This is a genomic window from Streptomyces sp. RKAG293, assembly GCF_023701745.1.
Lineage (GTDB): Bacteria > Actinomycetota > Actinomycetes > Streptomycetales > Streptomycetaceae > Actinacidiphila.
Window position 1 is genome coordinate 6,686,719 of sequence record NZ_JAJOZB010000001.1, and the last position, 23,822, is coordinate 6,710,540.

The window sequence follows — 23,822 nt, forward strand, 5'->3', positions numbered from 1 at the left end:
CCGAAGCAAGGAGCGACCGCCATGCCGCCCGACCTGACCCTGGGCACCCCGCTCGTCCTGGACGGCGGACTGTCCAACCAACTCGCCGCCCAGGGCTGTGATCTGTCCGATCCGCTGTGGTCGGCCCGGCTGCTGGCCGACGCGCCCGAGCAGATCGAGGCGGCGCACGCGGCCTATGTCCGGGCGGGTGCGCGGGTGCTCATCACCTCCAGCTACCAGGCGACCTACGAGGGCTTCGCCCGCCGGGGGACCGGTCGGGAGGAGGCGTCGGCGCTGCTGCGGCGCAGCGTCGAGCTGGCGCGGAGCGCCGCGGGCGGCCGTACGGACGTGCTGGTGGCGGCGTCCGTCGGTCCGTACGGGGCGATGCTGGCGGACGGCAGCGAGTACCGGGGGCGGTACGGGCTGAGCGTGCGGGAGCTGGAGCGCTTCCACCGCCCGCGGATCGAGGCGCTGGCCGAGGCGGGCCCCGATCTGCTCGCCCTGGAGACGGTGCCGGACACGGACGAGGCGGAGGCACTGCTGCGCGCGGTCGAGGGGATCGGCGTACCGGTCTGGCTCTCGTACAGCATCGACGGCGACCGGACCCGTGCCGGGCAGCCGCTGGAAGCCGCCTTCGCGCTGGCCGCCGGGCGCGACGAGGTGGTGGCGGTCGGCGTCAACTGCTGTGCCCCGCGGGACGCCGACCACGCCGTGGCAGTCGCCGCGGAGGTCTCCGGCAAGCCCGTCGTGGTCTATCCGAACAGCGGCGAGGAGTGGGACGCGCAGGCCCGGAAGTGGCAGGGCGAGGTGACCTTCGAGGCCTCCCGGGTCCGCGACTGGCGGTCCGCCGGAGCCCGGCTGATCGGCGGCTGCTGCCGGGTGGGGCCCGATCAGATCGCCGCGCTGGCGGAGGTGATGCGCCAGGAGGTGTGACACCCTGCCGGCACGCGCCCGCCGCTTGCCGGACACCGGCCGGGTCACCGGCCCTGCCACCGTAGATCCGCCCCACACGTCCATCCGGTACCGGGGCGTGCGCCGGGCGTGCGAGGCGCCTGTGAGAGGGGAAGGACTGTGCCCATGGGCTTTCACGTGGATTCCGAGGCCGGGCGGCTGCGCCGCGTCATCCTCCATCGACCCGACCTTGAACTGAAGCGGCTCACCCCGTCCAACAAGGACGCGCTGCTCTTCGACGATCTGCTGTGGGTGCGCCGGGCGCGCGCGGAGCACGACGGCTTCGCGGATGTGCTGCGCGACCGCGGGGTGGAGGTCCATCTCTTCGGGGATCTGCTCCGGGAAGCGCTGGCGGTACCGGAGGCGCGGGCCCTGGTGCTGGACCGGGTCTTCGACGAGAAGCAGTACGGGCCGCTGGCCACCGATCATCTGCGGGCATCGTTCGACGAGCTGTCCGTGCCCGACCTCGTCGAGGCACTGGTCGGCGGGATGACCAAACGGGAGTTCCTCGAGCGGTTCGCCGAACCGATCTCGGTGCTCTTCCACGCCATGCGCCTGGACGACTTCCTGCTGAACCCACTGCCGAACCACATCTTCACCCGGGACACCTCCGCCTGGGTCTACGACGGGGTCAGCATCAACGCGATGCGCTGGCCGGCCCGGCAGCGCGAGACCGTGCACTTCGAGGCGATCTACCAGCACCATCCGCTGTTCGCCGGCGGCGGCTTCCACATCTGGTCGGAGGGGCAGGCGGCGTATCCGTCGACCATCGAGGGCGGTGACGTCCTGGTCATCGGCAATGGGGCGGTGCTCATCGGGATGAGCGAGAGAACCACCCCGCAGGCGGTGGAGATGCTCGCGCAGGGGCTGTTCGCGGCGGGTTCCGCGCGCACGATCGTGGCGCTGGACATGCCGAAGAAGCGGGCCTTCATGCACCTGGACACCGTGATGACCATGGTGGACGGCGACACCTTCACCAAGTACGCCGGGCTGGGGATGCTGCGCTCGTACTCCATCGAGCCGGGAGCGGGGGACCGGGACCTGAAGGTGACCGATCATCCGGCGGAGCACATGAACCGCGCGATCGCGGCGGCGCTGGGCCTGGACGACATCCAGGTGCTGACCGCGACGCAGGACGTGCACTCGGCGGAGCGCGAGCAGTGGGACGACGGGTGCAACGTGCTCGCCGTCGAACCGGGGGTGGTGGTGGCCTATGAGCGGAACGTCACGACCAACACCTTCCTGCGCAAGCGCGGCATCGAGGTGATCGAGATCCCGGGGAGCGAGCTGGGCCGGGGGCGCGGCGGCCCGCGCTGTATGAGCTGCCCCATCGAACGCGACGCGGTCTAGGGCGGACAGGCCGGAACGGTGGAAAAGCAGATCTGTATAAACATGTCATTGATCGTATAGACTTCCAAGGTCCTCCCCTCTGCCGCTACCTAGGAGTCCCCATGGCCATCGACCTCAAGGGCCGTCATTTCCTCAAGGAGCTGGACTTCAGCCCCGAGGAGTTCCACCACCTGGTGGAGCTGGCGGCCCAGCTGAAGGCGGCCAAGCGGGCGGGGACCGAGGTCCGGCGGCTGACCGGCAGGAACATCGCGCTGGTCTTCGAGAAGACCTCGACCAGGACCCGCTGCTCGTTCGAGGTCGCGGCCGCCGACCAGGGCGCGAGCACCACCTACCTCGACCCCTCCGGCTCGCAGATCGGGCACAAGGAGTCGGCCAAGGACACCGCGCGCGTGCTCGGGCGGATGTTCGACGGCATCGAGTACCGGGGCGCGGGCCAGGTGATCGTCGAGGAGCTCGCGCAGTACGCGGGGGTGCCGGTCTGGAACGGTCTCACCGACGAGTGGCACCCGACCCAGATGCTCGCCGATGTGCTCACCATGTCCGAGCACACCGACAAGCCGCTCGGGGAGATCGCCTACGCCTACCTCGGCGACGCCCGCTACAACATGGGCAACTCGCTGCTCGTCACCGGCGCGCTGCTCGGTATGGACGTCCGGATCGTCGCGCCCCGGCAGCTGTGGCCGCAGGACGCGGTGGTCGCCGAGGCCCGCCGGCTCGCGGAGACCACCGGCGCGCGCGTCACCCTCACCGAGGACGTCGCCGAGGGCGTGCGCGGCGTGGACCACGTCCACACCGATGTCTGGGTGTCGATGGGGGAGCCCAAGGAGGTGTGGGACGAGCGGATCGAACTGCTCGGCCCGTACGCGGTGACCATGGACGTGCTCCGCGCCACCGGCAACGCCGACGTGAAGTTCCTGCACTGCCTGCCGGCCTTCCACGACCTCGGGACGAAGATCGGCCAGGAGATCTTCGAGCGGCACGGCCTGACCTCGCTCGAAGTCACCGACGAGGTCTTCGAGTCCGCGCACTCCGTCGTGTTCGACCAGGCGGAGAACCGGATGCACACCATCAAGGCGATCCTGGTGGCCACGCTGGCCTGACGGCGCAGCGCGGTCCGCGTGGCGCCGTCCGGATATCTCGCACTCGTGACGGCGGTCACAGATGAGTGATAACTTCGCTCTGCGGGCGTCCGCACCCCCTCCCCCCGCCAAGGAGGACGTGCCTTGAGTCCCTATCCGAGCTCAGCGAGCCCCACCGGCCAGTGGAAACACCTGCGGGTGGAGCGCGCCGGTGGCGTCGTCACCGTCACCCTTGACCGCCCCGACAAGCTGAACGCCCTCACCTTCGGCTCCTACGCCGACCTCCGCGACCTGCTCGCCGAGCTCGCGCACGACGGGGAGACCCGGGTGCTGGTGCTGGCCGGCGCCGGCCGCGGTTTCTGCTCGGGCGGTGACGTGGACGAGATCATCGGCGCCACCCTCGGCATGGGCACGGGCGAGCTGCTCGGCTTCAACCGGATGACGGGCCAGGTCGTCCGGGCGATCCGCGAGGCACCGTTCCCCGTCATCGCCGCCGTGCACGGGATCGCGGCGGGCGCGGGCGCCGTGCTCGCCCTGGCCGCCGACTTCCGGATCGTCGAGCCGTCGGCCCGGTTCGCGTTCCTCTTCACCCGGGTCGGGCTCGCCGGGGCCGACATGGGAGCCGCGTACCTCCTGCCCCGCATGGTCGGGCTCGGCCACGCCACCCGGCTGCTGATGCTGGGCGAGACGGTCGGTGCCGAAGAGGCGGAGCGCATCGGGCTGGTCAGCCAGACCGCCGCCGAAGGAGAGGCCGACGCCGTGGCCGCCGATCTGGCCGAACGGCTGGCCTCAGGCCCCTCGCTGGCCTACCAGCAGACCAAGGCGCTGCTCACCGCCGAGCTCGACATGCCGCTGGCGGCCGCCGTCGAAATGGACGCCGCCGCCCAGGCACTGCTCATGACCAGCGCCGACTACGCCGAATTCCACGCCGCGTTCACCGCGAAACGCCCGCCCCGCTGGGAAGGGCGTTAGCCATGCGGATCGCGGTCATCGGCGGCGGCCCCGGCGGTCTGTACGCGGCCGCCCTGCTCAAGCGCCTCGACCCCGCGCGCGACATCACCGTCTGGGAACGCGGCGCCCCCGACGACACCTTCGGATTCGGTGTCGTGCTGTCCGACGAGACGCTCGGCGGCATCGAACACGCCGACCCGGTGGTCTTCCGCGCGCTGCAGGCGGAGTTCACCCGCTGGGACGACATCGACGTGCACTTCCGCGGCGAGGTGGTCACCTCCGGCGGGCACGGCTTCGCCGCCCTCGACCGGCGCCGGCTGCTGACGATCCTGCACCAGCGGTGCCGCGACCTCGGGGTCGAGCTGCGGCTGCGCGAGACCGGCCCCGCCGCCGCGGAGCTCGCCGCGACCCACGACCTCGTCATCGCCGCCGACGGCGCCAACAGCACCACCCGCGCCGCGCACGCCGATGTCTTCCGGCCGAGGATCACCGGCCACCGCTGCCGCTACATCTGGCTCGGCAGCGACCTCCCCCTGAACGCCTTCCGCTTCGAGATCGCCGAGACCGAGTACGGCGTCATGCAGGGGCACGCGTACCCGTACCGCGACGGCGCCAGCACGTTCATCGTCGAGATGCGGGAGGAGGTCTGGCTGCGCGCGGGGTTCGACCGGCTCGACGAGGCGGAGTCGATCGCCCGCTGCGAGAAGCTCTTCGCCGGCTCTCTGGACGGCCACGCGCTGCACGGCAACCGCTCGCGCTGGGGCGCGTTCACCACCGTCGTCAACGAGCGGTGGTGGCACGAGCGGACCGTACTGATCGGCGACGCCGCCCACACCGCGCACTTCTCCATCGGCTCCGGCACCAAACTCGCCATGGAGGACGCGCTCGCGCTCGCCGCCTGCCTGCAGGAGCAGCCGGACGTACCGGCCGCGCTGACGGCGTACGAGACCGAGCGCAGGCCCGTCGTCGAGAGCACCCAGCGCGCGGCCCGCGCCAGCCTCGAATGGTTCGAGCAGGTCGGGCAGTACACCGGACAGCCGCCGCTGCAGTTCGCCTTCAACCTCCTCACCCGCAGCCGCCGCGTCACCCACGACAACCTGCGGCTGCGCGACCGGGGCTTCACCGACGCGGTGGAACGGGAGTTCGGCACCGAGCCCGCCACCCCGCCGATGTTCACCCCCTTCCGGCTCGGCGGGCTGACCCTGCGCAACCGTGTCGTCGTCTCGCCGATGGACATGTACTCGGCCGTGGACGGCACCCCCGGCGACTTCCACCTCGTGCACCTCGGTGCGCGGGCCCTCGGCGGCGCCGGCCTCGTCATGACCGAGATGGTGTGCGTCAGCCCGCACGGCCGCATCACCCCCGGCTGCGCCGGCCTGTACACCGACGAGCACGAGACGGCCTGGCGGCGCGTCACCGACTTCGCCCACGCGCAGTCGACCGCCGCCATCGGCCTGCAGCTCGGCCACAGCGGGCGCAAGGGCTCCACCCGCCTCATGTGGGAGGGCATGGACGAACCGCTCCCGGACGGGAACTGGCCGCTCGTCGCCCCCTCCCCGCTGTCCTACCGGCCGGGCGTCAACCAGGTGCCGAGCGAGCTCGACGCGGCCGGTCTCGCCGCCGTCCGCGAGGAGTTCACGGCGGCCGCCACGCGCGGCGCCCGCGCCGGCTTCGACCTGCTCGAACTGCACTGCGCCCACGGCTACCTGCTCTCGTCCTTCCTCTCCCCGCTCACCAACCACCGCACCGACGCCTACGGCGGCGACCTCGACGGGCGGCTCCGCTACCCGCTGGAGGTCTTCGACGCGGTCCGGGCCGTCTGGCCGGAGGACCGCCCGATGACCGTCCGTATCTCCGCGACCGACTGGGCGCCCGGCGGCACCACCGAGGACGACGCCGTCACCGTCGCCCGCGCCTTCGCGGCCCACGGAGCCGACGCCATCGACGTCTCCACCGGCCAGGTCGTCGCCGACGAGCGCCCTCAGTACGGCCGCTCGTACCAGACCCCGTACGCCGACCGCATCCGCAACGAGCTCGGCGTCCCCGTGATCACCGTCGGCGCCATCTCCTCCTGGGACGACGTCAACTCGCTCCTCCTGGCCGGCCGCACCGACCTCTGCGCGCTGGCCCGCCCCCACCTCTACGACCCGAACTGGACCCTGCACGCCGCCGCGGAACAGAACTACAGCGGCCCGGCCGCCCCCTGGCCGCAGCAGTACTCGGCAGGCAGCCGCCGCCCCCGAGCGGCCGCACGGACGCCCCGAAGCCGCGGCTCACCCTCTAGTGACCTGAGTCGGAGGTTTGGCGTTAGTTCGGTATGAGCCGTCCGGGTCCGAAGATTCCGCCGTTGTTACTGACTGAGCCCCAGCGGGCCGTGCTGGAGGGCTGGGTGCGTCGGCGCACAACCGCGCAAGCGTTGGCTCAACGGTCGCGGATCGTGCTGGAGTGCGCGGACGGTCACTCGATCATGGAGGTGTCCCGTCGTCTGCGGATCGCTCCGGACACGGTCCGCACCTGGCGGCGGCGCTTCCTGGAGAACGGCTTGGACGGCCTGTGTGACGAGCCCAGGCCGGGTGTCCCGCGGAAGATTACCGACGCGGATGTGGAACGAGTGATCGTCAGGACGCTCGAGGAGACGCCGAAGAACGCAACGCACTGGTCGACCCGTTCCATGGCCGCAGCCACGGGCATGTCGCAGTCGACGGTCTCAAGGATCTGGCGGGCGTTCGCCCTGGCCCCGCACCGCTCGCAGACCTTCAAGCTTTCGACGGACCCGTTCTTCATCGACAAGGTCCGCGATGTCGTCGGCCTCTATCTCGATCCGCCGGAGAAGGCCCTGGTCCTCTGCGTGGACGAGAAGTCGCAGATCCAGGCCCTGGACCGGTCACAACCGGTGCTGCCGATGATGCCCGGCGTTCCAGAACGCCGCAGCCACGACTACATTCGCGCCGGCACCACGACGCTCTTCGCGGCACTCGAGGTCGCGACCGGCAAGGTGATCGGATCACTGCACCGCCGCCACCGGGCCATCGAGTTCAAGAAGTTCCTGGCCAAGCTCGACAAGGAAGTCCCGGCCGGGCTCCAGGTGCATCTGATCCTCGACAACTACGCGACCCACAAAACACCCGAGATCAAGAAGTGGCTGCTGGCCCACCCGCGCTTCCACCTGCACTTCACACCCACAAGTGCGTCGTGGCTGAACCTGGTCGAGCGGTGGTTCGCCGAGCTCACACAGAAGAAACTCAAGCGCGGAGTCCACCGCTCCGTCCAGGCCCTCGAACGCGACGTCCGAACCTGGCTGGCCGACTGGAACGACCAACCCCGGCCCTTCATTTGGACGAAGACCGCTGACGAGATCCTCGACAAGGTCGCCGCCTACTGCCACCGAATCTCTGACTCAGGTCACTAGGGCCTGTCGTCTGGATCTCCGCGGCGTCGCGGTGTCCAGCACGCACATCTGCCGCGTTGTCGTCGGTCGACGACGCTCCGCGTCGCCTCCCTCCTCCGCCTTGCAGCTGCACGCACCGGACACCGCTCCTTCCCCCACGGAGATCCAGACGACAGACCCTAGCCGCGTCAGCCGCGGCTCACGCTCCAGGCGCGTCAGCCGCGGCTCCAGGCGCGCCGATCACGAGCGGTGCGGACGGACCGCCGCAGGAGGCCGGGGGCCGGGGCCCGGGGCCCGGGGCCGTACGGGTGGACTTGCCGGGTGGTGACCGTGGGCACGGGGTCCCAGCCGGTGCGATAAGTCATCTTGGCCTCGCAAGGTCCCCTCACCTCTGGAAGAGGCATCCCGCCATGCGTCGTGCCCCCACCCGCCGACTCGCCACCGCCCTCCTCGCCCTCTCCACCCTCGTCCCGCTCACCCTGACGTCGTCCGCGGCCCAGGCCGCCCCGCCCACGGCCGCGGTCACCACCGTCGACCCGTACGCCGACGACTGCCCGCCCCAGGGCCTGGATCCCAAGCTCGTGGCCCGCCTCAACAAGGCGATCGAGGACGTCCGCAAGGAGGCAGGCGTCCCCGGCGTGACGGTCGGTCTGTGGCTGCCCGGCCGTGGCAGCTACATCCGGTCGACGGGCGTGGCAGACAAGGCGACCGGCGCGCCGATGAAGCCCGACCTCAACATGCGGATCGGCAGCGAGACCAAGACCTTCACCGCCACCGCCGTCCTGGAGCTGGTCGACCAGGGGCTGGTCAAACTGGACAAGCCGATCTCCACCTACCTGCACGGTGTGCCCGACGGTGAGCACATCACCGTCCGTCAGATGCTGGAGATGCGCAGCGGCCTGTTCTCGTACAGCGCCGACCCGGACTTCGCCCAGGCGCTGTTCAGCGACCCGACCCGGCAGTTCACCCCGAAGGAACTGCTGGCCTACGTCTTCAGCCACCCGAACGTCTTCCCTCCGGGCACGGAGTTCCAGTACTCCAACACCAACTACATCCTGCTCGGTCTGCTCGTGGAGAAGCTCGGCAGGATGCCGCTCGCCGAGTTCATCCACCAGCGCGTGACGGGGCCGGCCCACCTGAACCACACGTTCCTCCCGAAGGGCGCCGAGTTCCCGTCGCCGCACGCGCACGGGTACACGAACCAGACGCTGACCGGTGACGTCGAGGACGTGACGAACTGGAACCCGAGCTGGGGCTGGGCGGCCGGCGCGATCATCTCCGACCTGCACGACCTGCACCACTGGGCGAAGGCGGTCGCCACCGGCACGCTGCTCACCCCGGCCACCCAGGCGCAGCGGGAGAAGTTCATCCCGGTACCCGGATTCGACGGTGCCGCGTACGGCCTGGGCCTCTTCAACACCCATGGCTGGATCGGGCACAACGGCTCGCTGCCGGGCTACGAGAGCGTGACGATGTACCTGCCGAAGCAGGACGCCACCATGGTGATCCTGCTCAACACGGACATCCTGCACGACGGCTTCGAGCCGAGCACCCTCTTCGCCAAGGCGATCACCTCGATCATCACCCCGAAGAACGTCTACGAGCTCCCGGCCGAGGGCTGACCGCGGCGCACCGCCCGCAGTCATGACCGAGCGCGGTACGCGGCCTCTCCGGCCGGGTACCGCGCTCGGTCGTTCAGGCGGGCCCGGGAGCCGCGCGGACGAAGGCTGCGCCCGCCGTGTGCAGGCGTTGGTGCAGCGCGGTGAAGACCTGGGAGGCGCGGGCGCCGGGCCAGTCGGGCGGCAGCAGGGCGGTGGGGAGGCCGGGGTCGGCGTAGGGGAGCCGGCGCCAGGAGTCGAGGGCGCGGAGGTAGTCGGGGAAGGCGTCGCGCGGGGGGACGTCCGGACGCCGGGTCCAGCGGTCGAGCACCGGCTCGTGGGCGTCGAGGAAGGTGCGGTGGAGGCCGGCGATGGCGTCGAGGTCCCACCAGCGGCGGACGGCGGTGGCGGTCGGTTCGAAGCCGAGGTGCGTGCCGTGGAAGAGGTCCACGTAGGAGTCGAGTTCGAGGCGGCGCAGGGTGTGGCGGGCCTCCTCCTGGACGTGCGCCGGGGCTATCCAGACGCCGGGTGCGGCGCTGCCGAAGCCGAGCCGGGCCAGCCGGGAGCGCAGCAGATGCCGCTTGTGGCGCTCGGTCTCGGGGACGGAGAAGACGGCGAGCACCCAGGAGCCGTCGCCGTCGGCTTCGGCGGAGCCGGACCTGGGGCCGGAGCCTGGGCCGGGGCCGCCGTAGATGCGGCGGTCGCCGTCGGCGAGGAGCTGGCGGGCGTCGTCGGAGAGCGCGTACGCGGCGGCGCCGCCGACCCGGTCCGGGACCAGCAGTTCGCGCCGCTTGAGCCGGGAGACGGCCGAGCGGACCGACTGCGGGTCGACGTCCACCGCGCCCATCAGCCGGATGAGGGCGGCGACCGGTACCCGGCCGTCCAGTTCGGCGCGCCCGTAGGCGCCGAAGAAGGTCACGATCAGCGAACTGGGGGTGTGCTCGGTCACATGATCACTCCAGGTCGCGCAGCCGGAAGCGCTGCAGTTTCCCGGTGGGAGTGCGGGGGAGGGCGTCCAGGAAGACGATGTCACGCGGGCACTTGTAGGGCACGATCACGCCCTTGGCGAAGTCGCGCAGCGCCCCCACCGTCGTCGCGCCGCGCGGCACCCCGTCGCGCAGGACGACGAAAGCGCGGACGATCTGGCCGCGCTCCTCGTCCGGGACGCCGATGACGGCCGCCTCGCTGACGTCGGGGTGGCGCAGCAGCGCCTCCTCGACCTCCGGGCCCGCGATGTTGTAGCCCGCCGAGATGATCATGTCGTCGGCGCGGGCCACATAGCGGAAGTAGCCGTCGGGTTCACGGACGTAGGTGTCGCCGGTGAGGTTCCAGCCGCCCTGCACGTACACGGTCTGGCGCTCGTCGGCGAGGTACCGGCAGCCGGTCGGGCCGCGCACCGCGAGCAGTCCCGGCTCGCCGTCGGGGACCGGTTCCCCGGCGGCGTCGACGATCCGCGCCCGGTAGCCGGGCACCGGCAGGCCCGTGGTGCCGGGGCGGATGGCGTCGTCGGCGGCGGAGATGAAGATGTGCAGCAGCTCGGTGGCGCCGATGCCGTTGATGATGCGCAGACCGGTCCGGTCGTGCCAGGCCTGCCAGGTGGCGGCGGGCAGGTTCTCACCCGCGGACACGCAGCGCCGCAGGGACGAGACATCGTACGAGGCGGGTCCGCTTGCGTCATTCAGGTGACCGAGCATCGCCCGGTACGCCGTCGGCGCCGTGAAGAGCACGCTCACCCGGTGCCGCGCGACGGCCGCCAGCAGCTGCTCAGGTCCGGCCTGCTCCAGCAGCACGCTGGACGCCCCGGCCCGCATCGGGAAGATCACCAGCCCGCCGAGGCCGAAGGTGAAGCCTAGCGGCGGGCTGCCCGCGAAGACGTCGTCGGCGCGCGGGCGCAGCACCTCGGCGGAGAACGTGTCGGCGATGGCCAGGACATCGCGGTGGAAGTGCATACAGCCCTTGGGGCGGCCGGTGGTCCCCGAGGTGAAGGCGATGAGCGCGACGTCGTCGGACGAGGTGGCGACGTCGGTGAAGTGATCGGGTTTGGCGGCGGCCCGGCGCAGCAGGTCCTCGGGCGCCTCGCCGCCGTACGTGGTGATCCGCAGGTCCGGGATCTCGGCCTTGGCCAGGTCGTCCACCGACCGCAGATCGCACAGCGCGTGCCGGACGGCCGCGATGTCGCAGATCGTCGCGAGCTCCCCGGAGCGCTGCGCGGCCAGGACGGTGACGGCCACCGCGCCCGCCTTGAGCACCGCGAACCAGCAGGCCACCAGCCACGGGGTGGTCGGGCCGCGCAGCAGGACCCGGTTGCCGGGCCGCACCCCGAGGTCGTCGGCCAGGACGTGCGCGATACGGGCGGCGGTGGCGTTCAGCTCCTCGTAGGACCAGACCTCGCCGCCGGGGGTGCGCAGACAGGGGGCGCCGGGGCTGCCGCCGGCCAGCAGCTCGGCCGCGCAGTTGAGCCGGTCGGGGTAGTGCAGCGCGGGCAGCTCGAAGGCGAGTTCCGGCCACTGGTCGCGCGGCGGGAGATGGTCCCGCGCGAAGGTGTCCACGTGGGCGGATGGCAGCAGGTCCATGGCGGTACCGCCTTCGTTGGCACCTGAGAGCGGACGAATTCAGCGTAACGTGTTGCTGACGACAGTCAACGGTACGCGATACCGCTTGGAGGCGCCGGATGCCCGCGTTCGCTCTCGACCCGGAACAGCTGAAGTGGTGCGCCCAGGTCCGTTCCCTCACGGCGAGCCGGCTGCGGCCGCTGGCCGAGGCCGGCGAACCCGGCCGGGTCAACCGCCCGTTGCTCGCGGAACTGGGCGAACTCGGTCTGCTGGAGCGGGTCTTCCCGCCCGGCGGCAAGGTGTCGGCGATGGACCTGTGCCTGCTGCGGGAGTCACTGGCCCGTGAGTGCACCGAGGCCGAGACGGCTCTCGCCCTGCAGGGGCTTGGCGCGAACCCGGTGCTGCACAGCGCCGAGCTGGCCGCCCGCTGGATCCCGGAGGTCACGGCGGGCCGGGCGGTCGCCGCCTTCGCGCTCACCGAACCCGCCGCCGGCTCCGACGCGGCGGCACTGGAGCTGGCCGCCGAGCCGGACGGCCCGGGGTGGCGGCTGACCGGCGAGAAGTGCTGGATCTCCAACGCTCCGCAGGCCGACTTCTACACGGTCTTCGCCCGCACCACGCCCGGCGCGGGGTCGCGCGGGGTGACGGCGTTCCTCGTCCCTGCCGACCGGCCCGGGCTGTCCGGGGAGCATCTGGACATGCTCTCCCCGCACCCCATCGGACGGCTCGCCTTCGACGGCGTTCCGGTCGGCCCCGGCGATCTGCTGGGCGAGCCGGGCCGGGGCTTCCGCGTCGCCATGGACACCCTGAACCTGTTCCGGCCCAGCGTCGGAGCGTTCGCCGTCGGCATGGCGCAGGCCGCGCTCGACGCCGCCACCGAGCACGCGGGCGGGCGCACCGCGTTCGGCGGCCCGCTGAAGGATCTGCAGGCGGTGTCCCACGCGCTCGCCGAGACCGCGACCCGCACCGAGGCCGCGCGGCTGCTCGTCTACGCGGCGGCGGAGGCGTACGACAGCGGCGCGCCCGACATCGCCAAGCGGTCGGCGATGGCGAAGTTGTACGCGACCGAGACGGCGCAGTTCGCCGTGGACCGCGCCGTCCAGATCCATGGCGCCCGCGCCCTGGAACGCGGCCATCTGCTCGAGCACCTCTACCGTGAAGTGCGGGCGCCGCGTATCTACGAAGGTGCCACCGAGGTCCAGCGCACCATCATCGCGAAGGAGCTGTACCGATGAGCCTGCGGCGCATCAACCCGGGCGAGCTGTCGCCGCCCACCGGCTTCAGCCACGCCGTCACCGCGACCGGCCGCACGCTGGTCTTCCTGGCCGGCCAGACCGCCCTCGACCAGGCGGGCAAGATCGTCGGCGACACGCTGCCCGCCCAGTTCGAGCTGGCGCTGACCAATCTCCTGGCGGCGCTGGCCGCCGCGGGCGGCGGCCCCGCCGACCTCGCCCGGATCACCGTCCACACCACCGACGTCGCCGCCTACCGGGAGAACGCCGCCGAACTCGGGCGGCTGTGGCGGTCGTTGGCGGGCCGTGACTATCCGGCGATGGCGGTCGTCGGGGTGGTCCGGCTGTGGGACGAGGAGGCGCTGGTGGAACTCGACGGGATCGCCGTCCTCGCCTAGCGCGGAAAGCGGGCGCGGACGTGATCCCTCGGCATTCCGCGGTGTCCCTTGGCAGCACCTAAGCCATGTGACATATTACTGCCGTGCCCACGAGACACTCGCTGGACGTCGTCATCGTCGGGGCCGGGGTGGTCGGCGCGGCCTGCGCCTACTACGCCTCCCGGTCCGGACTGTCCGTCGCCGTGGTCGACCGCGGCTCCGTCGCGGGCGGCACCACGGGCGCCGGTGAAGGCAATCTGCTGGTCTCCGACAAGGAGCCCGGCCCGGAACTCGACCTCGCGCTGCTGTCCACCAGGCTCTGGCGCGAGCTCGCCGACGAACTCCCACCGGAGATCGAGTTCGAGTCCAAGGGCGGCCTCGTCGTAGCGTCCGACGAGGCCCGCCTGGACGCACTGAGCACGTTCGCGGCCAAGCAGGCGGCGGCCGGCGTCACCGTGGCCCGGGTTCCGGCGGACCGGCTGCACGACTTCGAACCGCATCTGGCGCCCGGCCTCGCCGGCGCCTTCCACTACCCGCAGGACGCCCAGGTCCAGCCGGCCCTGGCCGCCGCCCACCTGCTGCGCGCCGCCCGGCGCGCCGGCGCGGTGCTGCGGCTCGGCGAAGAGGTCACCGCCGTCCTGACCGGCCCCGGCGGCGCGGTCCGCGGGGTGCGCACCGACCGCGGTGAACTGTCGGCACCCGCCGTGGTCAACGCGGCCGGGACCTGGGGCGGCGAACTCGCCGCGCTGGCCGGAGCGGACCTGCCGGTCATGCCACGGCGCGGCTTCGTCCTCGTCACGGAACCGCTGCCCCGGCTCGTCCGGCACAAGGTCTACGCCGCCGACTACGTCGCCGATGTGGCCAGCGGCTCCGCGGCCCTGCAGACCTCGCCCGTGGTCGAGGGCACCCCCTCGGGACCGGTGCTCATCGGCGCCAGCCGGGAGCGGGTGGGCTTCGACCGTACGCTGCGGGTCGAGGTGCTGCGCCGGCTCGCGGCCGGGGCCGCCGGGCTCTTCCCGGTACTGGCCGGGGTCCGGGTGCTGCGCGCCTATCACGGCTTCCGGCCCTATCTGCCGGACCATCTGCCCGCGATCGGGCCCGACCCGCGCGCCCCCGGTCTCTTCCACGCCTGCGGCCACGAGGGCGCCGGCATCGGACTCGCCCCCGCGACCGGACTGCTGCTCGCCGCCGCGATCCGGGGCGAGCGGCCCGCCCTGGACCTGGCACCGTTCCGCCCCGACCGCTTCACCGGCGCGGATCCGGTTCCCGGCACGGATCCGCTTCCCGGCGGGGAACCGAGAGGCCATGCGGACCCGAGAGGACATCACGATGGCGCGTAACCCCGTCGAGCTGGCCGGGGCGACGCCCGGGCCGTCGTTCGAGATCACGATGGACGGCCGCGCCGTGCCCGTGCTGCCGGGCCAGAGCATCGCCGCGGCCCTGTGGTCGGCGGGCATCCTCGCCTGGCGCACCACCCGGGTGAACGGCCGCCCGCGCGGCGCCTTCTGCGGCATCGGCTCCTGCTTCGACTGCCTCGCCACCGTCAACGGCGCCCCGAACCAGCGGGCCTGTCTGGTCCCGGCCCGTCCGGGCGACCTCGTCACCACCCAGGAGGGCCACGGCCGTGCCGACCTCGCCGTCTGAGCAGCCGGTGCCGCCGGTACCTCCGGAGTACGACCTCGCGATCGTGGGCGCGGGCCCCGCCGGGCTCGCCGCCGCGGTGACCGCGGCCGACCTCGGGATGAGCGTCGTCGTCCTCGACGCGGCGGCCGCCCCCGGCGGCCAGTACTACCGCCATCCCGCACCGGGACTCGGCGCCGCGCGCCCCGAGGCGCTGCACCACGGCTGGGCCGTCTTCGCCGATCTGGTGCGACGGCTCGACCGGCACATCGGGACCGGCAGGGTGCGGCACCTCGTCAACCACCATGTGTGGACTGTGGAACGGGGCGGTTCGACGGCGTGGACCGCGCATGCCGTCACCGGTCCCGACGGGCCGGGGCAGGGCCGGGCGGCCGTGACGTCACGTGCACTGCTGCTGGCCACCGGCTCCTACGAGCGTCAACTTCCCTTCCCCGGCTGGACGCTGCCCGGGGTGGTCGGTGCGGGCGGCGCCCAGGCGATGCTCAAGTCCGGCCTGGTGCTGCCCGGACGGCGGATCGTCGTCGCGGGCAGCGGCCCGCTGCTGCTGGCGGTCGCCGGCTCGCTGGCCGCCGCGGGCGCGACGGTGCCCGCCGTCGTCGAGGCGGCCGGCTACGCCGGGTACGCCAAAAACCCCCGGACGCTGGCCGCCAATCCCGGCAAGCTGCTCGAAGGCGCGGTGCACGGCGCCGCCCTGCTGCGCCACGGCCTGCGCCCGCGCACCCGCAGCGCGGTGACCGAGGCCCACGGCACCGACCGGGTGGAGGCCGTCACCGTCTCCCGGCTGGACCGCGACTGGCGTCCCGTGCCGGGCACCGGCCGCCGGATCGCCTGCGACGCGCTCGCGGTCGGCCACGGCCTGGTGCCGCAGCTGGAACTGGCCACCGGACTCGGCTGCGCCACCCACCGCACCCCCGACGGCACGTACGCGCTCGTGCTCGACGACCGCCAGCGGACCTCGGTGCCCGGAGTCTGGGCGGCCGGCGAGGCCGGGGGAGTGGGCGGCGCTCAACTCGCCCTCACCGAGGGGGAACTGGCGGCCCTCACCATCGCGGCCGTGTCGCGCTCCGCGGGACGCCCCGACGCCCGGCGGGCGGTCGCGCTGCGCCGGACCCGGTCCCGGCTGCGGGCCTTCGCGGCCGTCATGGCCGCCGCCCACCGGCCGGGCCCCGGCTGGCCGGGCTGGCTGAGCGACGACACCGATGTGTGCCGCTGCGAGGAGGTCTCCGCCGGTGAGGTCCGGGCGGCGGTCGCCGATCTCGGCGCCCACGACGCCCGCACCGTCAAGCTGTTCACCCGCGCCGGGATGGGCTGGTGCCAGGGCCGGATGTGCGGCCCGGCGGTCGACTGCCTGGCGGGCGCAGGAACGGACCCGGGCGCCGACTCCTCCGCAGACGCGTGCACAGATGCAGGCGCCGGCCCGGACCGCCGTCCGCTGTCCTGCCCGGTTCCGCTGGCCGCCCTGTCGGAACCGGCCGCCCTGCCCGGACGGGCCGGCTTGCCTGCGATCACGGAAGAACCGTAGGACTCTCCTCCGCGAGCCCCTTGTGGTCTCCGTCCACCACACAGTAAAATGTCACATCTCACTAAAGGGAGAACCACCGTGACCACGAACACCCCGCCCCGCGACCAGCCCTGGCACGGCATCATGGTCGCCACCGCCCTCCCGTTCCATGCCGACCTGCGCGTGGACCACGACGGTTACGCCGAGCACGTCGCCTGGCTCATCGAATCCGGCTGCGACGGTGTCGTTCCCAACGGCTCCCTGGGCGAGTACCAGACCCTGACCGACGACGAGCGGGCCCGGGTCGTCCGGACCGCCGTCGAGGCGGCCGGCGACGGGGACCGCGTCATGCCCGGTGTCGCCGCCTACGGCAGCGCCGAGGCCCGCCGCTGGGCCGAACAGGCCGGTGAGGCCGGTGCCGGATCCGTCCTGTTGCTGCCGCCCAACGCCTACCGCGCCGACGAGCGGGCGGTGCGCGCGCACTACGCCGAGGTGGCCAGGGCCGGGCTGCCGGTCGTCGCCTACAACAACCCGTACGACACCAAGGTCGACCTCACCCCGCAACTGCTCGCCGAGCTCTACAACGAGGGCAGCATCGTCGCGGTCAAGGAGTTCACCGGCGATGTCCGCCGGGCCTACGAGATCGCCGAACTCGCCCCCGGCCTGGATCTGTTGGTCGGGGCCGACGACGTCCTGCTCGAACTCGGCATCGCGGGCGCCGTCGGCTGGATCGCGGGCTACCCCAACGCGTTCCCCGAAGCCTGCGCCACCCTGTACCGGGCGGCGCTCTCCGGCGACCTCGACACCGCCGTGCCGCTCTACCGGGCGCTGCACCCGCTGCTGCGCTGGGACTCCAAGCCCGAGTTCGTCCAGGCCATCAAGGTGTCCATGGACCTCGTGGGCCGGCCCGGCGGCCCGGTCCGCCCGCCACGCTCCCCGCTTCCCGCCGACATCGAGGCCGTCGTCCGCGCCGCGACCGAGAAGGCGATGGCCGAAGGACTCGGCTGACCCCCGAGCAGGCGCATGAGCGAGAACGCCGACGAGCAGGCCCACCAGAAGGAGGACCCCTTGCGCAGCCGGAACATCTACCACGCCGTCGACTCGCACACCGAGGGCATGCCGACCCGTGTCATCACCGGCGGCGTGGGCGTCATCCCCGGCGCCACGATGGCCGAGCGCCGGCTGTACTTCATGGAGCACCACGACCGGGTGCGCACGCTCCTGATGTACGAGCCGCGCGGGCACTCGTCGATGAGCGGCGCGATCCTGCAGCCGCCGACGCGGCCCGACGCGGACTACGGGGTGCTGTACATCGAGGTCTCCGGCTATCTCCCGATGTGCGGCCACGGCACCATCGGCGTCGCCACCGTCCTCGTCGAGACCGGGATGGTGCCCGTCACCGAACCGGTCACCACCGTCCGGCTGGACACCCCCGCCGGGCTCGTCACCGTCGACGTCCAGGTCGAGGACGGGGCGGCCACCGCCGTCACCCTCCGGAACGTGCCGGCGTTCTCCGCCGGCCTGGACCTCAAGGTCGAGGTCCCCGGCCACGGGACGCTCACCTACGACCTCGCCTACGGGGGCAACTTCTACGCGATGCTGCCGCTGGCCGACCTCGGGCTGCCCTTCGACCGGGAGCGCAAGAACGACATCCTCGCCGCCGGGCTGGCCGTCATGGAGGCCATCAACGCGGCGGACCGGCCGGTACACCCCGAGGACCCGGACATCGGCGGCGTCAAGCACGTCCAGCTGATCGCCCCCGGCTCCGACGCGCGGCTGTCCCGGCACGCGATGGCCATCCACCCCGGCTGGTTCGACCGCTCGCCGTGCGGCACCGGCACCTCGGCGCGCATGGCGCAGCTGCACGCGCGCGGTGAACTCCCGCTGCACACCGACTTCGTCAACGAGTCCTTCATCGGAACGTCCTTCACCGGCCGGCTCGTCGAGGAGACCACGGTCGGCGGGCTGCCCGCCGTGGTGCCCACCGTCACCGGCCGCGCGTGGATCACCGGCACCGCCCAGTACTTCCTCGACCCGTCCGACCCCTTCCCCGGCGGGTTCCTGCTGTGATCACCGACGGCGGGTACGGTCGGGTGGAAGGGGCTCACCGGGCCGCGGTGGCGCCCTCCGACGACCTTCCGGGAACGGGGCCACCCCTGTGACACTGCCGCACCTCGACGCCGCCGCCATCGCCCGACTCCTCGGGCCCGCCGACGCGGCGGACGCCGTCGAAGCGGCGCTGCGCGACGGGCTCGACCCGGAGACCGGGCCGCCGCGCACCGGTGTTCCGGTCCCGGCCGGCGAGCTGCTGCTGATGCCCGCCGCCACGAAGGACTTCGCCGGGGTGAAGATCGCCGGGGTGGCGCCGGGCAATCCGGCCCGCGGGCTGCCCCGGATCACCGGCAGCTATCTCCTCCTCGACGGCGCGACCCTGGAGCCGGTCGCGCTGCTCGACGGGCCCGCCCTCACCTCGCTGCGCACCCCCGCGGTGTCCGCCGTCGCGATCCGCCACCTGGCCGTGCCCGACGCCTCGCACCTCGTCCTGTTCGGCGCGGGACCGCAGGCGTACGGGCACCTGGCGGCGGCCCTCGCGGTACGGCCCCTGACCCGGCTCACCGTGGTCGCCCGCAGGCCGGAGCCCGCGCGGGCGCTGGTGGCCCACGCCCGCAGGCTCGGACTGGACGCCGTGTCCGGCGGTCCCGACGCGGTGGCCGAAGCCGATCTGGTGATCTGCTGCACCACGGCCCGCACCCCGCTGTTCGACGGCAGCACCGTCGCCGGACACACGACCGTGGTCGCCGTCGGCTCGCACGAACCGACGGCCCGCGAGACCGACACCGCGCTGGTGACCCGGGCCACCGTCGTCGTCGAGGCGAGGTCGGCCGCGCTGCGCGAGGCGGGGGACATCCTGGTCCCGATCGCGGAGGGCGCCTACCGGCCGGAGGATCTCGCGGGCACCCTCGCCGACCTCGTCGAGGGCCGGCTGCGTCCGGAAGCGGGCCGCCCGCGCTTCTTCAAGGGCACGGGTATGGCGTGGCAGGATCTCGCCGTAGCTGCTGAGATCTTCCGGGCCGCGAAAGCAACGTGACATTGTACGCTGGACGTCCGCGCGATGACGGAGGAACAGCGATGGGTGACCTGAAGCAGCGCAACCTGATCACAGCGCAGGAGCGGCTGCGCGATCAGGTCGGCCACGCCCTGCGTGCCGCGCTCATCGCCGGTGAACTGCGCCCCGGCGTCGTCTACTCGGCGCCCGCCCTCGCCGCGGACTTCGGCATCTCCGCCACCCCGGTGCGTGAGGCGATGCTCGACCTGGCGCGCGAGGGTCTGGTCGAACCGGTGCGCAACAAGGGCTTCCGGGTCACCGAGATGAACGAGCGCGACCTCGACCAGTACACCGAGATCCGCGCCCTCATCGAGGTCCCGACGGTCGGCCGGGTCACCCGCACCGCCACCCCGGAGCAGCTGGAGGAACTGCGGCCGGCCGCCGAGGAGATCGTCGCCGCCGCCCGGGCGCACGACCTCATCGCCTATCTGGAGGCCGACCGCCGCTTCCACCTCACCCTCCTCGGCCTGGCCGGGAACGAGCGGCTGGTGGAGGCCGTCGGCGATCTCCGCAAGCGCTCCCGGCTGTACGGGCTGACGCGGCTGGACGAGCGCGGCGAGCTGGTCTCGTCGGCCGAGGAGCACATCGAGCTGCTCGACCTGATGATCTTCGGGGACGCCGAGGCGGCCGAGGAGTGCATGGCCCGCCACCTCGGGCATGTCCGGTCGCTGTGGGCGGTGGGCAAGGAGGAACCGGCCGCGGCGAAGCCGGAGCCGGTCCTCAAGCGCAAGCTCGGCAAGGCCTAGGCCGGTTGCCCTGCGGGGCCTGCCCCTCCCCGCCCCTTCCCGAAACCGGGCTCCGCCCGGACCCGGTCGTCAAACGCCGGACGGGCTGAATTCAGCCCGTCCGGCGTTTGACGACTGTCTAGCCGAGCAGCTCGCCCATCCAGCTCTCGATCCCCCCGACATCGCGCGGCAGCGCCCCCGACATCAGCCGGGCCCCGTCGGACGTGATCACCAGGTCGTCCTCGATCCGGATGCCGACGCCGCGCAGTTCCAGCGGCAGCGTCTCGTCGTCGGGCTGGAGGTACAGGCCCGGTTCGACGGTGAGGACGTGGCCCTCCTCCAGCACCGCGTCGAGGTAGGTCTCGGCGCGGGCCTGGGCGCAGTCGTGCACGTCGAGACCGAGCATGTGGCCGCTGCTGCACAGGGTGTAGCGGCGGTAGAGGCCGCTGTCCTCGGCGAGCGCCTCGTCGGCGGAGATCCGCAGCACGCCCCAGTCGGCGAGCCCTTCGGCGATGACGCGCATCCCGGCCAGGTGGAAGTCCCGGAAGCTGGCGCCGGGTTTGAGCGCCGCGATGCCGGCGTCCTGCGCGGCCAGGACCAGTTCGTACAGCTGGCGCTGGACGGGGGAGAAGCTGCCCGAGAGCGGCAGGGTGCGGGTGACGTCGGCGGTGTAGAGGGTGTCGGCCTCCACGCCCGCGTCGAGCAGCAGCAGTTGAGTGGGGTCCAGCGCGCCGTCGTTGCGTATCCAGTGCAGCACACAGGCGTGCGCGCCGGACGCGGCGATGGTGTTGTACCCGGTGCCGTTGCCCTCGGCGCGGGCGCGCTGGTTGAACACACCCTCGATCCAGCGTTCGCCGCGCGCGTGCCGCAGGGCGCGCGGCAGGGACCGTACGGCGTCCTCGAAGCCGGCGACCGTGTGGTCGACGGCGAGCTGCAGCTGGCCGACCTCCCACGCGTCCTTCACCAGGCGCAACTCCGATAGTGCACTGGCGAGTTCGGTGTCCGTCGCGGCGTCACGGCCCGGCGGCAGGGCGCCGAAGCCGTCGAGGTGCTCGCACCGGATGCCGGTCATCCGCTCGGCCTCCGCGAGGTCGGGGCGGCGCCCGACCCAGAACTCCCCGTAGCGGCGGTCGCAGTAGAACCCGGCCTCGGTGCGCGGTGAGCGCGGCCGCAGATACAGCACGGCCTCGTGTCCTGAGGGGCCGGACGGTTCCAGGACGAGGACGTTGCCGGGCTGGTCCTCGCCGGTCAGGCCGGTGAGCCAGGCGTAGGCGCTGTGCGGGCGGAAGCGGTGGTCGTCGTCGTTGGAGCGGACCTTGAGCTGCCCGGCGGGGACGACGAGCCGCTCGCCGGGGAAGCGGGCGGAGAGCCGGTCGCGGCGGGCCGGGGTGAGGTGCGAGGCGGGAACGCGGGTGCCGTCGGGCAGCGGAGTGGCGGCCCAGCCGGCGCCCATGAAGGCGTCCAACGCCGGCGAGGTCGGCAGATCATGACTTCCCGTATGCAGTCGGGCGGGGGTTCCGTTCATCGATGAGCTCCTTCGGACACGGGTCGGTAACGGCGACGCACACATCTTGTCAGTGCAATTTCACATTACTATGTTACGGGTCACATCTTAGAGTGCGGTTCTTCTCAGCGGAGTGACTCATATGACCAAGCGCACCCAACTCGCCCTGTCCACCGCCCTCCTGGCGTCCCTCGCCCTCGGCATCGCGGGCTGTTCCGGCGATGCGAAGGGCAGCCAGAGCGGCAAGGGGAAGAACCCGGCGGCGGCCAACGAAGGACAGGTCGTCGGCGGCACCCCGGTCAAGGGCGGCACCCTCACCGTCCTGTCCAACCAGGACTTCTCGCACCTGGACCCGGCCCGCAACTGGACGATGCCGAACATGGACATGGGGATCCGGCTGCTCTACCGGACCCTGACCACCTTCAGGAGCGAGCCCGGCAAGGCCGGCAGCGAGATCGTCCCCGACCTGGCCACCGACCTCGGCACACCGACCGAGGGCGGCAAGGTGTGGACCTTCACGCTCAAGAAGGGCCTGAAGTACGAGGACGGCACCCCGATCACCGCCAAGGACGTCAAGTACAACGTCGAGCGGTCGTTCTCGCCCGACCTCACCGGCGGCCCCGACTACGCCGCCCAGTACCTGGCCGACACCAAGGGCTACCAGGGCCCCTGACGGGCAAGCACCTCAGCTCCATCGAGACCCCCGACGACCTCACCATCGTCTTCAAGCTCAAGCGCCCGGTCGCCGACTTCGCCTCCACGGCCACGCTGCCCACCTTCTCGCCCGTACCGCAGGCCCAGGAGAAGGGCGCGCAGTACGACGCCCGGCCGTTCTCCTCCGGCCCGTACAAGGTCGAGAGCTACGACCGGGGCAAGAAGCTGGTCCTGGTCCGCAACACGAACTGGGACGCCGCCACCGATACCGTCCGCAAGGCCTACCCGGACCGCTTCGTGTTCGTCCAGGGGCTCAAGGGCGGCCAGGTCGACGACCGCGTCATCGCCTCCGCGGGCGGCGACGCCTCCACGATCGAGTGGTCCAACATGCGGCCGGAGAGCGCGCCCAAGGTGCTGCCCAAGGCCGACGTCAAGAGCCGGCTGATCGCCGAGTCCTCCGGCTGCACCGAGATGCTGCAACTCAACACCAGCAAGGCCCCGTTCAACGACCCCAAGGTCCGCGAGGCCATGCAGTACGCGGTCGACAAGGCGTCGCTGCTCACCGCGTCCGGCGGCCCCGCGCTCAACGACATCGCCACCGCCTACCTGCCGCCGGCCCTCACCGGCGCCAAGCAGGCCGACACCCTGAAGATCGCACCGGCCGGCGATGTCGCCAAGGCCAAGGACCTGCTGAAGGCGGCCGGCAAGGACGGCGGGTTCGGGGCCACCTTCACCGTCTCCACCGGTGACAAGACCAGAGCGGAGGCGATCCAGCAGGGCCTGTCCCGGGTCGGGGTCGCGGTTACCATCAACACCGTCGACCCGTCCGCCTACTACGAGTCGATCGGCGACATCAAGAGCGCGCCCGACATGGTGATGGCCGGCTGGTGCCCCGACTACCCGTCCGGCTCCACCTTCCTGCCCTTCGTCTTCGACGGCCGCACCATCAGGGACAAGGGCAACCAGGGCAACTACTCGCAGTTCCGCGACGACGCGGTCATGCAGCGGATGGACGCGATCGCCGCGATGTCCGACGCGGCCAAGGCCAACCAGGCCTGGATCGGCCTCGACGCGCAGATCATGGCCAAGTCCCCGGCCGTACCGCTGATGCTCGAGCGCAAGCCGCTGCTGGTCGGCACCAACATCGCGGGCGCCTTCGGCCACCCGGTGTGGTCGGGCCAGCTCGACTACGCGGCCATCGGCCTCAAGGACCCGTCCAAGAGCCAGGGCTGAG

The 23,822-nt window shown here is 72.2% G+C and carries 18 protein-coding genes and 2 pseudogenes; 17 read left to right on the plus strand and 3 right to left on the minus strand.

The genetic code is table 11. The annotated features are described in order from the left end of the window. Positions 1–21 precede the first annotated feature (21 nt). From mmuM to LNW72_RS29680, 7 genes and pseudogenes are all read left to right on the plus strand, one after another. Entirely contained in the window at positions 22–912 is an 891-nt protein-coding gene (mmuM, locus tag LNW72_RS29650) for a homocysteine S-methyltransferase (protein WP_250978154.1), read from the plus strand. Positions 913–1,056: 144 nt separating this feature from the next. Continuing rightward, positions 1,057–2,280: an arginine deiminase gene (locus LNW72_RS29655; protein WP_250978155.1), complete on the plus strand. Its 1,224-nt coding sequence runs from the start codon at positions 1,057–1,059 to the stop codon at positions 2,278–2,280. A gap of 101 nt (positions 2,281–2,381) precedes the next feature. Continuing rightward, a complete protein-coding gene (argF, locus tag LNW72_RS29660) occupies positions 2,382–3,380 on the plus strand; it encodes an ornithine carbamoyltransferase (RefSeq protein WP_250978156.1) in 999 nt (332 codons plus the stop codon). A 123-nt stretch (positions 3,381–3,503) separates the two neighbouring features. Further along, the gene (locus LNW72_RS29665; RefSeq protein ID WP_250978157.1) at positions 3,504–4,331 is read left to right on the plus strand and encodes an enoyl-CoA hydratase family protein; all 828 of its coding nucleotides are present in this window, start codon (positions 3,504–3,506) and stop codon (positions 4,329–4,331) included. Positions 4,332–4,333: 2 nt separating this feature from the next. Next, positions 4,334–6,594 (plus strand): annotated as a pseudogene (locus LNW72_RS29670) (bifunctional salicylyl-CoA 5-hydroxylase/oxidoreductase). 33 nt (positions 6,595–6,627) lie between these two features. After that, complete coding sequence (locus tag LNW72_RS29675; protein ID WP_250973875.1) at positions 6,628–7,719, plus strand: IS630 family transposase; 1,092 nt, start codon at positions 6,628–6,630, stop codon at positions 7,717–7,719. A gap of 389 nt (positions 7,720–8,108) precedes the next feature. Next, positions 8,109–9,320, plus strand: coding sequence for a serine hydrolase domain-containing protein (locus LNW72_RS29680; protein ID WP_250978158.1), 1,212 nt, complete (start codon positions 8,109–8,111; stop codon positions 9,318–9,320). 73 nt (positions 9,321–9,393) lie between these two features. Here LNW72_RS29680 and LNW72_RS29685 read toward each other — a convergent pair whose 3' ends face one another. Both LNW72_RS29685 and LNW72_RS29690 read right to left on the minus strand, forming a co-directional pair. Then, on the minus strand, positions 9,394–10,245 hold the full coding sequence (locus LNW72_RS29685) for a PaaX family transcriptional regulator C-terminal domain-containing protein (protein ID WP_250978159.1): 852 nt from the start codon (positions 10,243–10,245) through the stop codon (positions 9,394–9,396). Between the two features lie 4 nt (positions 10,246–10,249). Further along, positions 10,250–11,869, minus strand: a complete 1,620-nt coding sequence (locus tag LNW72_RS29690) for an AMP-binding protein (protein ID WP_250978160.1) — start codon at positions 11,867–11,869, stop codon at positions 10,250–10,252. Between the two features lie 98 nt (positions 11,870–11,967). Between LNW72_RS29690 and LNW72_RS29695 the strand changes: the two genes are divergently transcribed. The 9 genes from LNW72_RS29695 to LNW72_RS29735 all read left to right on the plus strand — a co-directional run bounded on the left by LNW72_RS29695 (position 11,968) and on the right by LNW72_RS29735 (position 20,451). Further along, positions 11,968–13,083, plus strand: a complete 1,116-nt coding sequence (locus tag LNW72_RS29695) for an acyl-CoA dehydrogenase (RefSeq protein WP_250978161.1) — start codon at positions 11,968–11,970, stop codon at positions 13,081–13,083. After that, positions 13,080–13,478, plus strand: a complete 399-nt coding sequence (locus LNW72_RS29700) for a RidA family protein (RefSeq protein ID WP_250978162.1) — start codon at positions 13,080–13,082, stop codon at positions 13,476–13,478. Before LNW72_RS29695 ends, LNW72_RS29700 begins: the two co-directional genes overlap by 4 nt. An 83-nt stretch (positions 13,479–13,561) precedes the next feature. Then, positions 13,562–14,797, plus strand: coding sequence for an FAD-binding oxidoreductase (locus tag LNW72_RS29705; protein WP_250978163.1), 1,236 nt, complete (start codon positions 13,562–13,564; stop codon positions 14,795–14,797). Continuing rightward, positions 14,787–15,101 carry a (2Fe-2S)-binding protein gene (locus tag LNW72_RS29710; protein ID WP_250978164.1) on the plus strand — a complete coding sequence of 105 codons (315 nt, stop codon included), beginning with the start codon at positions 14,787–14,789 and terminating at the stop codon, positions 15,099–15,101. Before LNW72_RS29705 ends, LNW72_RS29710 begins: the two co-directional genes overlap by 11 nt. After that, positions 15,082–16,620, plus strand: coding sequence for an NAD(P)/FAD-dependent oxidoreductase (locus LNW72_RS29715; protein WP_250978165.1), 1,539 nt, complete (start codon positions 15,082–15,084; stop codon positions 16,618–16,620). Before LNW72_RS29710 ends, LNW72_RS29715 begins: the two co-directional genes overlap by 20 nt. Positions 16,621–16,743: 123 nt before the next feature. Further along, positions 16,744–17,607, plus strand: coding sequence for a dihydrodipicolinate synthase family protein (locus LNW72_RS29720; protein WP_374117429.1), 864 nt, complete (start codon positions 16,744–16,746; stop codon positions 17,605–17,607). A gap of 60 nt (positions 17,608–17,667) precedes the next feature. Further along, positions 17,668–18,669 (plus strand): proline racemase family protein, encoded by a 1,002-nt coding sequence (locus LNW72_RS29725; RefSeq protein ID WP_250980361.1) that lies wholly within the window; start codon positions 17,668–17,670, stop codon positions 18,667–18,669. 88 nt (positions 18,670–18,757) lie between these two features. Then, the gene (locus LNW72_RS29730; protein WP_250978167.1) at positions 18,758–19,687 is read left to right on the plus strand and encodes an ornithine cyclodeaminase family protein; all 930 of its coding nucleotides are present in this window, start codon (positions 18,758–18,760) and stop codon (positions 19,685–19,687) included. 41 nt (positions 19,688–19,728) lie between these two features. Continuing rightward, positions 19,729–20,451, plus strand: coding sequence for a GntR family transcriptional regulator (locus tag LNW72_RS29735; RefSeq protein ID WP_250978168.1), 723 nt, complete (start codon positions 19,729–19,731; stop codon positions 20,449–20,451). Between the two features lie 118 nt (positions 20,452–20,569). On the opposite strand, the gene LNW72_RS29740 is transcribed toward LNW72_RS29735, so the two are convergent. Further along, complete coding sequence (locus LNW72_RS29740) at positions 20,570–21,955, minus strand: aminopeptidase P family protein (protein WP_250978169.1); 1,386 nt, start codon at positions 21,953–21,955, stop codon at positions 20,570–20,572. Between the two features lie 121 nt (positions 21,956–22,076). Here LNW72_RS29740 and LNW72_RS29745 point away from each other — a divergent pair. Beyond that, positions 22,077–23,821, plus strand: a pseudogene (locus LNW72_RS29745) (ABC transporter substrate-binding protein). The last annotated feature ends 1 nt before the right edge of the window (position 23,822 follow it).

What these genes read in the sequence shown, in the direction of transcription:
- mmuM (WP_250978154.1), top strand. Translation starts at nt 22, where the DNA reads ATGCCGCCCGACCTGACCCTGGGCACCCCGCTCGTCCTGGACGGCGGA.
- LNW72_RS29655 (WP_250978155.1), top strand. Translation starts at nt 1,057, where the DNA reads ATGGGCTTTCACGTGGATTCCGAGGCCGGGCGGCTGCGCCGCGTCATC.
- argF (WP_250978156.1), top strand. Translation starts at nt 2,382, where the DNA reads ATGGCCATCGACCTCAAGGGCCGTCATTTCCTCAAGGAGCTGGACTTC.
- LNW72_RS29675 (WP_250973875.1), top strand. Translation starts at nt 6,628, where the DNA reads ATGAGCCGTCCGGGTCCGAAGATTCCGCCGTTGTTACTGACTGAGCCC.
- LNW72_RS29680 (WP_250978158.1), top strand. Translation starts at nt 8,109, where the DNA reads ATGCGTCGTGCCCCCACCCGCCGACTCGCCACCGCCCTCCTCGCCCTC.
- LNW72_RS29690 (WP_250978160.1), bottom strand. Translation starts at nt 11,869, where the DNA reads ATGGACCTGCTGCCATCCGCCCACGTGGACACCTTCGCGCGGGACCAT.
- LNW72_RS29695 (WP_250978161.1), top strand. Translation starts at nt 11,968, where the DNA reads ATGCCCGCGTTCGCTCTCGACCCGGAACAGCTGAAGTGGTGCGCCCAG.
- LNW72_RS29700 (WP_250978162.1), top strand. Translation starts at nt 13,080, where the DNA reads ATGAGCCTGCGGCGCATCAACCCGGGCGAGCTGTCGCCGCCCACCGGC.
- LNW72_RS29710 (WP_250978164.1), top strand. Translation starts at nt 14,787, where the DNA reads ATGGCGCGTAACCCCGTCGAGCTGGCCGGGGCGACGCCCGGGCCGTCG.
- LNW72_RS29720 (WP_374117429.1), top strand. Translation starts at nt 16,744, where the DNA reads ATGGTCGCCACCGCCCTCCCGTTCCATGCCGACCTGCGCGTGGACCAC.
- LNW72_RS29735 (WP_250978168.1), top strand. Translation starts at nt 19,729, where the DNA reads ATGGGTGACCTGAAGCAGCGCAACCTGATCACAGCGCAGGAGCGGCTG.
- LNW72_RS29740 (WP_250978169.1), bottom strand. Translation starts at nt 21,955, where the DNA reads ATGAACGGAACCCCCGCCCGACTGCATACGGGAAGTCATGATCTGCCG.